15 protein-coding genes are annotated in these 12982 nt (G+C 50.2%); 8 read left to right on the top strand and 7 right to left on the bottom strand.

The genetic code is table 11. The annotated features are described in order from the left end of the window. From P304_RS0103680 to P304_RS0103665, 4 genes are all read left to right on the top strand, one after another. Nucleotides 1-1194, top strand: a complete 1194-nt coding sequence (locus P304_RS0103680) for a DUF2062 domain-containing protein (protein ID WP_051321376.1) — start codon at nt 1-3, stop codon at nt 1192-1194. Next, on the top strand, nt 1178-2074 hold the full coding sequence (locus P304_RS0103675; RefSeq protein WP_034763918.1) for a lysophospholipid acyltransferase family protein: 897 nt from the start codon (nt 1178-1180) through the stop codon (nt 2072-2074). Before P304_RS0103680 ends, P304_RS0103675 begins: the two co-directional genes overlap by 17 nt. A 147-nt stretch (nt 2075-2221) precedes the next feature. Continuing rightward, nucleotides 2222-2422: a hypothetical protein gene (locus P304_RS0103670; protein ID WP_027389439.1), complete on the top strand. Its 201-nt coding sequence runs from the start codon at nt 2222-2224 to the stop codon at nt 2420-2422. Between the two features lie 10 nt (nt 2423-2432). After that, the gene (locus tag P304_RS0103665; RefSeq protein ID WP_027389438.1) at nt 2433-3179 is read left to right on the top strand and encodes a hypothetical protein; all 747 of its coding nucleotides are present in this window, start codon (nt 2433-2435) and stop codon (nt 3177-3179) included. 148 nt (nt 3180-3327) lie between these two features. Here P304_RS0103665 and P304_RS0103660 read toward each other — a convergent pair whose 3' ends face one another. Both P304_RS0103660 and P304_RS0103655 read right to left on the bottom strand, forming a co-directional pair. Then, nucleotides 3328-3726 carry a type II toxin-antitoxin system MqsA family antitoxin gene (locus tag P304_RS0103660; protein WP_027389437.1) on the bottom strand — a complete coding sequence of 133 codons (399 nt, stop codon included), beginning with the start codon at nt 3724-3726 and terminating at the stop codon, nt 3328-3330. A 2-nt stretch (nt 3727-3728) separates the two neighbouring features. Continuing rightward, a complete protein-coding gene (locus P304_RS0103655; RefSeq protein WP_027389436.1) occupies nt 3729-4025 on the bottom strand; it encodes a type II toxin-antitoxin system MqsR family toxin in 297 nt (98 codons plus the stop codon). A gap of 153 nt (nt 4026-4178) precedes the next feature. Between P304_RS0103655 and P304_RS0103645 the strand changes: the two genes are divergently transcribed. From P304_RS0103645 to P304_RS0103630, 4 genes are all read left to right on the top strand, one after another. Next, nucleotides 4179-5477, top strand: a complete 1299-nt coding sequence (locus tag P304_RS0103645; protein WP_027389435.1) for a B12-binding domain-containing radical SAM protein — start codon at nt 4179-4181, stop codon at nt 5475-5477. Nucleotides 5478-5491: 14 nt separating this feature from the next. Beyond that, nucleotides 5492-6649, top strand: a complete 1158-nt coding sequence (locus P304_RS0103640; RefSeq protein ID WP_034763914.1) for a beta-ketoacyl-ACP synthase III — start codon at nt 5492-5494, stop codon at nt 6647-6649. Between the two features lie 45 nt (nt 6650-6694). Then, nucleotides 6695-7447, top strand: a complete 753-nt coding sequence (locus tag P304_RS15960; protein WP_051321375.1) for a hypothetical protein — start codon at nt 6695-6697, stop codon at nt 7445-7447. Between the two features lie 555 nt (nt 7448-8002). Next, nucleotides 8003-9172 carry a Fic family protein gene (locus tag P304_RS0103630; protein WP_027389433.1) on the top strand — a complete coding sequence of 390 codons (1170 nt, stop codon included), beginning with the start codon at nt 8003-8005 and terminating at the stop codon, nt 9170-9172. Nucleotides 9173-9207: 35 nt separating this feature from the next. Here P304_RS0103630 and P304_RS0103625 read toward each other — a convergent pair whose 3' ends face one another. Genes P304_RS0103625 through P304_RS0103605 form a run of 5 tightly spaced genes read right to left on the bottom strand, consistent with a single transcriptional unit; the run spans nt 9208 to nt 12960 of the window. Beyond that, complete coding sequence (locus tag P304_RS0103625; RefSeq protein ID WP_027389432.1) at nt 9208-9471, bottom strand: phosphopantetheine-binding protein; 264 nt, start codon at nt 9469-9471, stop codon at nt 9208-9210. A gap of 28 nt (nt 9472-9499) precedes the next feature. Next, nucleotides 9500-10765, bottom strand: a complete 1266-nt coding sequence (locus tag P304_RS0103620; protein WP_034763912.1) for an ABC transporter permease — start codon at nt 10763-10765, stop codon at nt 9500-9502. Then, complete coding sequence (locus P304_RS13845) at nt 10765-11526, bottom strand: ABC transporter ATP-binding protein (RefSeq protein ID WP_034763910.1); 762 nt, start codon at nt 11524-11526, stop codon at nt 10765-10767. Before P304_RS13845 ends, P304_RS0103620 begins: the two co-directional genes overlap by 1 nt. After that, nucleotides 11523-12539 carry a BtrH-related acyltransferase DarH gene (gene darH, locus P304_RS0103610; protein ID WP_027389430.1) on the bottom strand — a complete coding sequence of 339 codons (1017 nt, stop codon included), beginning with the start codon at nt 12537-12539 and terminating at the stop codon, nt 11523-11525. Before darH ends, P304_RS13845 begins: the two co-directional genes overlap by 4 nt. Further along, on the bottom strand, nt 12532-12960 hold the full coding sequence (locus tag P304_RS0103605; RefSeq protein WP_027389429.1) for a DarG family dialkylresorcinol biosynthesis protein: 429 nt from the start codon (nt 12958-12960) through the stop codon (nt 12532-12534). Before P304_RS0103605 ends, darH begins: the two co-directional genes overlap by 8 nt. Nucleotides 12961-12982 lie beyond the last annotated feature (22 nt).

The raw sequence follows: 12982 nt of genomic DNA, 5'->3' as shown, positions 1-12982 counted from the left end.
ATGTCAGACACATCATCCGCATCATCCACGGCCAAGACCACGCTTGTGGTGGTGCCGCTCTATAACCACGGCGACACCATCCGCTCCGTCGTCACCGAAGTTTTGACGTATCACCCGCATGTCATGGTGGTGGATGACGGCAGCACCGACGGCGGTGCGGAAACGATTACCGATCTCCCCATCACGTTGCTACGACACGCCGAAAATCAAGGGAAAGGGGTCGCGATTCAAACCGCCGCGCAGGCCGCGCTTGAGCAGGGGATGTCGCACATCATCACTATCGACGCCGATGGCCAGCACAGCGCCGCCGATTTGCCCGCTTTTTTTGCTGCCATTGCACAGAGTCCGGAAGATATTATCGTTGGTCATCGTGATTTCGACTCCCCTAATGTGCCCGAATCTTCGAAATTTGGCCGCAGCTTTTCAAACTTCTGGCTCCGCCTCCAGACCGGAAAAGCCCTTACGGATACGCAAAGTGGTTTCCGTGCGTATCCTTTGATACTTTTTGAACACCTCCGCTTTCAGCAAAGCCGGTATGCTTTTGAAATCGAAGTGCTGGTCAAGTCAGCGTGGGCGGGGATTAGGCTGCGCAGCATACCAATAGCGGTCTACTATCCGCCAGCTCAAGAGCGGGTATCGCACTTCGATAAATTTTGGGATAATGCTCGGCTCACCGTTTTAAATACTGGCTTGACCATGCGCTCGGTTCTCCCTTGGCCGCACCGGAAAATCACTTACTGCCAAAAACGTCAACAAAAAGTAAGCGTGTTGCGTCCGCTTCAGTCAATCCGGCAGTTATTGACCGAAAACCACTCGCCGCGCGAACTGGCCATTGCGGGAGGGATGGGAATTGTGCTGGGAACGTTGCCCTTAATTGCGATGCACACCATTGCTATCCTTATGATATCCAATTACCTACGACTCAATAAAGTCATTGCGGTTAGCACGAGCCAGTTGTGTATGCCACCGCTGGTGCCAGCGATTTGCATTGAAATTGGCTATTATTTGCGCCATGGCCATTTTTTAACAGAATTTACCATCGAAACATTGGGATATCAGGCACATTACCGCCTGTGGGAATGGTTTATCGGCTCATTGATTTTTGCCCCTGTTTTTGCGGTCATAATTGGTGGGAGCATTTATTTGAGCGCCCACATGATTCAACAAGGAATTGCTCATGGCCGCCAAAAATAACACTTGGAGCAGCCGGAGCTTTGCGCGCCACTGGCAACATCAGATCTTCTACCTTTTTATTAAAATCGGTGGGCAACCATTGGCTTACGCTTTGCTTTACGTGGTGAGCTGGTACTACGTGCTTTTCAGCCGCACTATTCGCCAGCGCACCTATCCCTATCTGCACCGTCGCCTTGGGCGGAAACCACGTATCAGGGAGAGTTTTGCGCTCTGTCACAGCTTTGGCAAAACACTGGTCGATCGCGCCATCATCGGCATTCTTGGTGGCGAAACGTTTCAAGCAACCCTTCATGGTCGCGAAGAACTGCTGGCACTACTGCAAGAAGAAAAGGGGCTTTTGCTGATGACAGCGCATGTCGGTTGCTGGCAAGGCGCGATGTCGGCGCTGGAGAGCCTTGGCAAACCGGTCAACCTGCTCATGCAAAAGGAAGCTGGCGATGTTGACCGCCACTACTTCGAGCATCAGGGGAAGGCCTGCCCGTACACGATTATTGATCCGCGCGGCTTTCTGGGGGGAACCTTGGAAATTTTACAAGCACTGAAACGGGGTGAAGTCGTGAGTGTGATGGGCGATAGAATGCTGGGCAATGACCGTAACAGCATGGAAGTGAAGTTTCTTGGCGAGACCATCCTCCTCCCCTTCAGCGCCTATAAACTCGCATCCGCCAGTCAGGCACCGATCGCCGTTTTGCTTAGCGCAAAAACTGAAGCACGGCAGTATGAGTTAACGCTGTACGGCGTCATCCGTGTGGCTCCTGATTTACCGAACCGCCCACAGAATTTCATCGAACATGGGAAGCAGTTTGCCGCATTTTTAGAGGACTATTGCGATACGTACCCGTACCAGTTTTATAATTTCTACGACCTGTGGCGGAAGTGATTTGAGAATTGCTGGCTCGTTTTAGTTTTTCTTGACTCTTACACTGCGCAATCGTATACAACATGCGAACAGCGTTTGAAGATGACCGCGCGGAGAGGCGGTATTTTTTGTTTATTGATGAGAAAGATAACAAAAGGAGTATTTGTCGTGAGTAACTCAGAGTTCAACTTCAAGTACACACCGGGCAGAGATTCAGTGCTTTACAATTTTGAGGTTGGTAGAACTTGGGTTTCAGGTGATCGTGGTGGTAAAGGATTTGTTGGTAGTGCCATGACAGATTATTCCACTGAGATGAAAGAGGCTGCAAAAAAGGCGCTTCATATTACCCCACCGAAAAACTTACGCTGAGCTAAGCAGAGTGGATCAAGTCGATAAAAATGATTTCATAAAATATCTACTAACTTTCGGCGAGTATGCAGAGTATGAGTTATCTAGCTATTTGATTCACGGTCGACACTTTGATGGAATAACAGCATTTTTGCACCAGTTTTTCCTTCTGATAAGCAAAGACGAAAAGTACAATATAGGTTCATTGCGCCAACAAATACCTGCTATGAAAAAATATCTGGGTGGCAGAATTCTGAATGTTGACTTGGGCATCCATCATGCTCGCGAGAGCATCAACACTTCTACCCCTTCGAACAATAAATACTTAGACTTAATGAGCGATACTGAAGCTCAGGCTCTAGTAAATGACAATAGCATGCTCTTTTTGTTTCATTTATTTTTTCGAGCGTATGACTACCTAGAAAGATCCGTTGGCAAACATAATCCGATTGAAACACCGGTTGTGGAGTTTTATAATTTTATATCCCACATGCTCACCGCCTATTTGAGAAAAAGCACTAAAGAGACTAATATCCGAGCTGCCAAAGCTCATCTCTATCGGGGAGCATTGGACTGCTATAAACTGTTTATTAACGCACACAAAGAAGAACTAAAATCACAAACTGGATATTGTTCCGAGCTACGGGGGCTACGCCAAGAAGAATGCCTTGGAATAGGCAATAGGAAAAGTGAAAAGGAAATGGGTGATCTAATCACAGCATACCATGGACTTATCGTCAAAATGCCAAAATATAATAGTGAACATAAAAAGCAATAGGCTTTACAACTAAACGTAGCGTTGGCAGTACATTGCTCGAACTTGACCAATAAGTTTCAAACGCAAAGTAAGCAGAAATTTCAGCTTATCATCTGTATTCAATTATCACAATAATTAGAAAGAAAAGTGGACGTTCCAGACACCTCACTTACAACGCTATCTCTTTGAACAATTCTGGATGACGATCTAAAAGCTTAAAAAGTTTAATTAACGCTAATGGAGGTCGGGTTTTGCCTGTTTCGTACCGTGAAAAAGCATTGACGCCTCCGCCAAAAATCTCAGCGGCTTCTTTCTGACCTAAAGAAAGTTTTTTGCGCACCGTTACAATAAAACTAGGGTCAACGATGGCGGCGTTTACCTGCTTATGAAAAGTTTGCATTTCACCCATTACGCGGTCTGACTCCACTGCATCAAGCAAATATTCACCACATGCGGGGCAGAAATCACCGGTTACGGCAGGAATTACGGTTTGTTCGCCTTTATAAGTATAGGGAACATCACGGGTATCGCTAATAAGTTGACTCTGATTACAGCTTGGACATTTCATGGCTATAGCTCCTTAAACGAAATAATGAGTACATCTTCAACTACTGTCAACTTAAGGTAAATATCGCCAGCAAAAGTTTTTGGCCGATAAACATCCTGCCAGACTGTATGATCAGAGTAGCTGGTCATACTTTTATAAAAATCTGTCATCTTTAAAGAGGCAATGACACTAAGCATTGCTTCAAAATCAAGTCCAAGTTCGACTGCTCCCATACGGGCGCTATGCGTTGTTCGAACTTTGCGCGCAGTAATTAACGATTTCACCTTGGTTAAGCAATAGTGTGGGCTTTGTTTTTCCATGTCACCATGTTAACCTACTTGGTTATTATAGCAAGAGGTTTTTTTATGGCAATTGGTAGCATCCATGATATATCCTGCCAAATTCAGTATCAATTTTACAATCCGCGTAGTTTATGGCAATATTGGCGCAATTCACGTCAAAGGCACCAACCCATGAAGATTCTCCTGATTAACCCTCCAAATTGTGGCCGTTCGATCCCCGAAGAGCGTTATGGCATCACTTCACTCAAACAGATATTTCGTGGCGAACCGCTTGCTCTCGAAGTTTTGGCGGGAAACCTTGATGATCACGATGTGCGCATTCTCGATTTAAAAGCAGAGCCAGAAAGTTTTGACACCACACTGATAGACTTCCAACCACAGGTCGTTGGGTTCACCGCTGTCACCTGCGAGGCCAATACGGTACTGACTCTCGCGCAGCACGTACGCCAGTACGGAGTGTCAACCGTTGTCGTTGGTGGCATTCACGCCAGCATCAATCCGGAATTTTTCAATCATCAGGCGATTGATTACGTTGCCATCGGCCTTGGTAAAGCAAGCTTTCGCGAGTTAATTGATGCTCTAGAGCGGGTCGAAGCGCCGCAAACGATTCCCGGTGTCGCACGCACTACACCGGGCAGTCCGCTCCAGTGGACGTCCCGCCAATACACCACTCACGATCTCGTTCCCGAAAAAGCACCGCGTTATGATCTTACAGCACACTACCGTTCCCATTACTTTTTGCCCAAACTGGGTGTTTCGCTCGGTTTTGTTGCGTCAGCGTATGGCTGCCCCTTTCAGTGCAGTTTTTGCTGTATTGCGGGACAGGCGGGCGGCAAGTATTTGACACAATCGATAGCCAATGTTGTGCGGGATATTGCGCTACTTCCGGCTGATATCCCCGTCATCCGGCTCGTTGATGCGAACACCTTTGGCAACGTGGCTCATGCGCGCCAGCTTTGCCATGCCCTGCGTGAAAATGGCATTCAAAAAGGGTTTTTGGCCGATGTTCGCGCCGATACGGTCGTCAACTATCCTGACCTGATGCGGGAATGGAAGGAGGTGGGGCTGCGCTCCGTCGTTATTGGTTTTGAAGAGATTGACGATAACGCCCTTTCCGGTTGGGATAAAGCGAGTAATGCCGCTATCAATACGCAGGCCATTGATATGTTGCACGAAATCGGCATCACCATTGTTGGCGATTTTATCCTTTCTCCGGAATATTCCGATGCGCACTTCGACCGACTGGAGCAGTATTTGGCACAACATCCTGTCGATTTGCCCATCTTCACTGTTTTGACCCCGTTACCTGGAACACCGCTTCACGCTCAGATGCGCCATCAAATTACCGAACCGAACCTCGATTATTACACGCTGACCAATGCCGTTGTGCCAACACGATTACCGGAACACCATTTTTACCAGCGTTACGCGCAATTACTGTCGACAGGCCACCAGCACGCAAAAATATAAGCAAGGGATTCTTTATGCACATCAAACCTGTTTACATTACCGATCTGGCAATTTTTCTCCCCGGCACCGCCATAGAAAATGGCTCGATAGAAACCGTTTTGGGCATGGCGGGTGCGACCCCCTCGCGTTCGCGGCGGATTATTCTGCGCAACAATAAAATTTTGCGCCGACATTACGCTATCGACCCAACAACTGGCATGGCTACGCATACGAATGCAGAGCTGAGTGCCGCTGCGGTGCGCGCGCTGCGTCCGTACCCTGACTTTACACCTGACGATATTAACGTGCTCTGCTGCGGCACCTCTTCGCCTGATCAACTCATGCCGGGGCATGCCTCTATGGTGCATGGCGAGTTGGGGAGCCAGCCGTGCGAAGTGGTGTCGACGGCGGGGATTTGCGTGTCGGGGATGATGGCGTTGAAATACGGCTGGATGAGCGTCGCTACTGGTCAAAGCAGCAATGCCGTAGTCGTTGGTTCGGAATTGGCATCCAGCTATTTGCGGGGTGATTTTTGCCGCCCCGATGACCCCGAAAAAGTCAATCAGTTGGAAAAATCGCCTGAATTAGCCTTTGAAGCAGACTTCCTCCGCTGGATGCTTTCCGATGGCGCTGGTGCCGCCTACTTGAGTGCTCAGCGTCCGCCAGAAGGTCTGACATTGCGTATCGACTGGATTGATCAGCTTTCATTTGCAGGACACATGGAAACCTGTATGTATGCAGGAGCAATGAAAGGAAGCGATGGTAAACTGCGCGGCTGGCGTAGCTACCCGACACTTCATGCAGCCTGCCGTGCCGGTGCGTTTCCCATCAAACAAGATGTCAAACTGCTGAATCAGGAAGTTATTACCACCGCAGTGGAGCGAACCTTGCAGCCGTTAATTGCCAAACATCACCTTGCGGCAGAAACCGTTGACTGGTTTTTGCCGCATTATTCGTCGGAGTATTTCCGTCAAGAGCTGGCCGACCACATGGACGCTATCGGTTTTGCCGTACCACAGGAGAAGTGGTTCACCAATTTGCGCGAAAAAGGAAACACCGGCTCGGCCTCGATCTACATTATTTTGGAAGAGTTATTTCACTCCGGCAAGCTGACAAAAGGGGAAAAAATCCTCTGCTTTATCCCCGAAAGCGGGAGATTCTCCATGTGCTATATGCAACTTACCGTAGCGTAGATTGGCAAGAATTGGTATTGTGTCGCAAATTTCGAAGGAGGGATTATGAAGAAAGGGTTTCTTGTTTCTGTCAGTGCTTTTTGCTTGCTTGGCAGTACCACAACATTCGCGCTTGATGCCGTCGAACAGCGCTATGTCGATCAGTTGACTCAGGGGGGAGCCGCTTCAATCCGTAGTGCTGCCGAAAGCATTTACAAAACCGGAATGCGCAACGAGGAGGTACTTGATGTGGCCGCCGAAGTGCTGGTGCAGCGCTATCAAATTGCCGCAGGGCGCAGCGAAACCGACGCGGTAGCTTGGCTGTGTAAGGCGATTGGCAATTCCGGCAATGGACGCTACACGGAACTTTTGAGTCAAGTGGCCAATGGCGATGTCGAACGCAACATCAAAAGTCATTGCGGCAAAGCAGCAAAGAATATGCCGCAAGCTACGGGCAAAAAATTTGTCGCGGGGAGCGTGAATCTCGAAAAGTATCGCAAAGGGAACAATGAGACCGCGAAGCCAAAACCGCAAAAAGCTCCGGCAAATAGCGACTCAAAAGGGGCATCATTTTCCGATATTCGCGTTGGCATGAGCATGGATGAGGTAAACGCCCTTATCGGACAGCCATCGTCAACCTTTGCTCATCAAACAGGAAAAGCGTTTATTCCATTTAATTTTAAAGGCGGAGATACCGTGCGACAAGTGGCACTGTACACCGGAAAAGGGCGCATCGTCTTTTCACAAGAGAACGCGTACACATCGGTATGGCGTGTGCTTGAAGTGACCGAAAACCCGAATGAAACCGGGTATCCATAGGAGTGATTTTTGTTCTTTCTTTTGGCACCAAAAGAAAGCGCTCTGCCACCCTCAGCGGTAATAATAAACACGAACTCTTGTCATTTCGAGCGAAGCGAGAGATCTCAGGTCTCTTACTCCGTTCGAGATGACGGGTGAAAACAGCAACGCTTCACGGCAACTTTGAAGTTAGCTGCAAGAACCAAAGAAAAGTTCCCTCGCGCTTTATTCCCCTCTTTTGAAGGGGTGTCGCGTAGCGACAGGGTGGTGCTGAGAGCAGGCCGCGCACTGCAGGGGCAAAAGCTTACCGAGGGAAAGCGTACCTTCTGTTCGTCATGTGTCAGCATAATCGCACAGAACAGATTTTCAGATCATGCCGTCAATCATTGAAGTCGTTGATGATTTGGTAAGTAATATTAAAGTTTGTTGCTTCAAGTATTTTAACTCGGAGTCCCTTAAAGCCAACGATGCTAGGCTCATAATATATCATCTTGATTTTAATTGCCTCGACCTTTAATTTATGAAAGTCAATAAAGATAAATTAAGCAAGATTCTTATTATAGGTTCGGGGGCTGGATGAAGCGGAAACTCCAAGGGAAGTATGTGACCATATCGACTGTTGGCGAGAAAGCGCAGGCTTTTGTGCCGGCACCGCTGCCACCATGTCCGCCTATAAACTGGACACCTGAGCTACGCAACAAGTTCGATCAAGCGTTGCTATCGCTTGGGCGCTTGGATAGTGTTTCAGCATTGTTGCCAGATACTTCGCTCTTTATTTACATGTACGTTCGCAAAGAAGCGGTGCTTTCTTCGATGATAGAAGGGACACAGTCGTCGCTATCAGACTTGTTGCTTTTTGAGTTAGATCAGGAACCGGGTGTTCCGCTCGACGATGTGCGCGAGGTCAGCAACTATGTTGCTGCTCTTGAGCACGGTCTGGGATTACTGGAAAAAGGATTACCGCTTTCGCTCCGGCTGCTCCGCGAGATTCACGGTGTACTTTTAGCGAAAGGGCGCGGGAGCGGTCTGACACCGGGTGAGTTTCGGCGCAGTCAAAACTGGATCGGTGGCACACGGCCTGGCAATGCCGCCTTTGTTCCGCCTCCAGCGCATGAAGTGCTGGAGTGTATGGGCAAGCTGGAGCTTTTTCTGCATGATCAGCCGGAACCGACGCCTGTGCTGCTTAAAGCGGCGCTTGCCCATGTGCAGTTCGAGACGATTCACCCATTTCTGGATGGCAATGGCCGTCTGGGGCGTTTGCTTATAACGCTTTTGCTGTGCGAGCAGAAGGTGTTGCGGGAGCCGATGCTGTATCTCAGCCTTTATTTCAAAGCGCACCGTCAATACTACTATGAGTTGCTCAATAATGTACGTTTGGTGGGCGACTGGGAGGCGTGGCTTGATTTCTTTGCCGAGGCGGTTATTGTCACCGCCACTCAGGCGGTCGAAACGGCGCAGCAGCTTCTCGACCTGTCAAGTCAAGATCGTGAGAAAGTCAAGGGGCTTGGACGGGCAACGCCATCGACTTTGTGTGTGTACCAAGCACTCATCGAGCACCCTATTGCCACTTCAGTTTCGTTGGTGAAAAAGACTGGCCTCACGCCAGCGACCGTCAATAAGGCGCTAAGCCATTTGGGGCATCTTGGCATTGTGAAGGAATTAACGGCTCAAAAACGCAACCGTGTATTCAGCTATGCCGACTATATCAAGATCATGAGCCGTGGCACGGAACTGCCAAGTCAATGATCAGACTCTCAGGCAGAAAATAACGAAAACATATTCTATTCGGGTCGATTTGATCGTATGTATTCCGCCAGCACATGCAGTGAACGGAGGGCGTCGCGTGCCTCTTCTTGCGTGATACGCACTCCATAATCGCGTTGCACGCTGACAAGCACTTCGACGGCGTCGAGTGAATCAAGGCCAAATATTGATTCGGGTCCGATCAGTGGTTTGTCGTAGTTTATCGTGGCTGGCGGTTCGAAGACGTGGCACATTTCGATAATCTTTGCCGCTAGTTCTTGTTCCAGTGCAAAATCGGTCATTATTTTTTCCTTTCAAAAGCGTGATTTTTTATTTTCGTTGTGCTGAATGCAACCACGACAAGCCAAGTGCAATCACAAAAAATGCCAGCAGCGATATGCCATTCAGCGCAATGTCGCTCCACGATCCCCCACGCACGAATAGGTGCATAAATCCATCGAGTCCCCACGCAAGGGGAGAAAACTGGCTGAGTGTCTGCATGGCTTCCGGCATCATAAAGGTTGGCACCATAATGCCTCCGAGGGCAGCGGCGATGACAATAGTGACCGATCCCACAGTCGAAACCTGTTCATACGTGGTGGCAAACGTACCAAGTAGAATGCCAAAGCCAGTCGCGGCTAAGGCGGCACAAGCCACCAGTGCTACAATGGCTGCTTTATTTCCGGTGATTTCCAATGCTGGGGTTCCCAGCAGAGGTAAAAGCAACGTGCCGACCAAAAGAATGATGCCAAACTGCAAAAGACAAACCGCAAAATACGCTGCGATTTTACCACTCAACAACCACAATGGCGAAAGCGCAAAGGTGCGGAGCCGTTGGAGTGTGCCGTTTTGGCGTTCATTCAAAAGTGTTCCTGCGAGTGGCAACGCGCTGAAAAACATGCCGAAGAGCGCCCACGCGGGGACGTTATGCTGCACGGCGGTGGGTGGGATGTTTTTTGCCGCAACACTGGAGGTGTGTTCGACAACGCGGAGGGTTGGCTGCGGGTTAAGCGTTGCGGGGAGCATCTGCAAGTTCTGCTGTTGCCATAACTGCGCCAGTGCATCCCAGCGGTATTCCGTTTCCACAGCAAACGTAGCAAGTCGCAGCGCATTGACGATCGACGAACGGAGTGCTCCCTGTACGGTAGGGTCGAAATAGAGTTCCACGCTCAGCGGTACGGCAACTTCCTGCGCTGACACATTGCCATCAAAAAGCGCCCTAGCACTAAGGCGTGCCTGATCCCGCAGCTTGGCGCTGATTCCAGCAGGAATGACCACTCCCAACGGATATTGGCCAGTCGCAACGTGTTGCCGCAACGTTGCGACGTCGTTTTGCAAAGGAGCAACCAGCTCCAATCCAGCATTTTGCAATTCCTGCCGGATGCGGCTGCCAAGAGTGTTTTCTTGAAGATCAAGGTCTTGATCGAGATACGCAATTTTCAGACCCTCACTCCCGCTGCTTTCAAGGATGTTGTTTTGCACGAGAGCCACAATGATTACCAAAACCGTTGGCATCACAAACAGGGTGAGTAGACCCGCACGATCACGGCGCAGCAGCAGAAACTCTTTGTAAAACGTCGCCCAGAATGGTGCCACTATGCCTCCCGTAATCCACGACCGGTTCGTTGTAGGAAAACGTCTTCAAGACTTGTAGCACCGTTGTGCTCACGGATGAGCGCTTCGGGTGAGCCGCACGCAATGCTTTTACCGTGATCCATAATCATTACCCGCTGACAGAGTTGTTGCGCTTCTTCCATGTAATGCGTGGTGTACAAAATAGTTGTCCCTTGCTCTCCGAGCTTTGCCAGCGAGTGCAGAATAAGGGCGCGCGATTGTGGGTCGACCCCGACGGTTGGTTCATCAAGAATCAAAATCGCTGGCTGATGCAGCAAACTTACGGCAATATTCGCCCGTCGCTTCATGCCGCCAGAGCAATTCCGGACAAGGCGATGCTGTGGCTCTTCTAAACCAACGGCCTGAAGCGCGGCAGCAATACGCTGCGGCAGTGATTTGGTCGGCACACCAGCGAGGGTGCCAAAGTAATGCATATTTTCCAGAATGGTAAGGTTTGGATAAAGGGCGATATCCTGCGGCACGTAGCCAATGTGCGGTCGAATGAGCGGTGCATCGCGCCTGGCATCATACCCAGCGACTTCCACCACGCCGTGTTGCGGGAGGCGAAGGGTGCACAGCAGCGAGAGCAACGTTGTTTTACCGGCACCGTTTGGCCCAAGAATGCCGAAAATTTCGCCCGCAGCAATTTCAAAATTTAGGCCGTTTAGGACGGGTAATGGGGTGTTGGGATAACGGAATGCGACCTCTGAAACACGCACCGTACCACGGCGAGCCGCACTCATAGCGTGAGTCTTCGCAGTGCGGTAAAGAGGACTTGTTCACGATCCGCGCATTCACGGAGCAAATCACCGAGTTCATGCCAAGTTGCCCCTGCTTCTGCACGCCCTTTGCAGAGTTTTGTCCCCAGTACGGCTAGGTCGCGCCAGCGGTCACCAATCAGCGTGAGGTCATCGGATAAGCGCTCCAAGTCAGTCCGTTCAAGAATAGAAGCGGATTCGCATAAGAATGCCGCGTAGATAAAACGGAAGCCCCCGCCACCAGTGCCGATCTCTTCTTGCATGCGGATGAGATGGCCGAGATGACGGCGGGCGCTCTTTTCGCCCAGTCGCTCAGGCCATTTTTCCAGTCGGTACGCCAAGAAGCGGATCCCGCGCGTTCCAGCAATTGGCAGAAAAGGGCGTGTCATGCGGTTAGCGACTTCGCGAATCCCCTCACGAATGGCACTGGGGAGGTTAATCGTTTGCGGATAGGAGGGAATCCAGTACATCCTTCCTTTTGGTGCCAACGCGCCACGGGCAAAGCGCGCCCGTTCCAAATCGTGCCGATGGCAGATCACGGGTTGATCCAACACTGGGTCGCTAATCAGGTAGTCGTCGCCTTGCCGCCCATACACCACCAGATTGTGAGCATTAAAATGGAAACGCAGCGCCGGAGGAAAATATGGAAGCCAGTAGACGCCGGTTTGCAGTCCCACGGGTATTCCCTGTTCCAGTAAAGTATCTAAAGCCTGTGATGCTTTTTCTGGGGTGCGAAAATGTTGTGACTGCACCGACATTCCAAGGCGTTTGGCAGCTTGGCGCAGAATGCCGCCCGGCTCTTTGCGAAAGGTAACGAGCGGCAGATGGTCGATGCGGATAAACGGAAGGTAGGCAAAAAACAGTCCACCGCCAATGCCAAAAGCCATCGCCTCCGAAATAGGAAAGCCACCATAAGCAAAGAGATTGGCGCTCACGCCACTTTCGCAATGAGCCGCATGCCGATGAACGAAAGGAATTTCGGTTACGGGTTTATTCATGGTGCCGACCGGTACTGGGTGTTGGTTTGTGTGGGAGTTGTTCCAGCGCTTCAGGTGTCATGCGAAAAAGGGCAGCATAGCGTCCCTTTATTTGAGCATTTAAGGACTTCCAGACGTTAGGGCGCAAATGCCAGCGAACGCGCCAGCGGGAAAATCCGCTGTAGCTGGCAAGGAGCGCAACATCCATTTGGTTGCACGCCATGTGATAAGCAAGGACGCTGCTTTTTTGCTGCTGTACTGCCTGAAGTGCGGCTTCGATGCGTTCTGCAACGGCTTCCCACGCTTGGGCATTGGCAAAGTTCGCGGGATCCCAGCCTGCCGAGGGGACAAGGACGTATTCCCCTTGAGCGTTTAAGGCATACATAATTTCCCGCCATTGCCCAAAAAGGGCATCGTGCTGGGGTACTTCAGATTCGATCATGAAAGGGAAAACTCCTCCGAAA

It is taken from the genome of Chrysiogenes arsenatis DSM 11915 (genome assembly GCF_000469585.1).
GTDB classification, from domain to species: Bacteria; Chrysiogenota; Chrysiogenetes; order Chrysiogenales; family Chrysiogenaceae; genus Chrysiogenes; species Chrysiogenes arsenatis.
The sequence above is the reverse complement of the archived record's forward strand: the minus strand, read 5'-3'. Positions and strand labels throughout refer to the sequence as shown.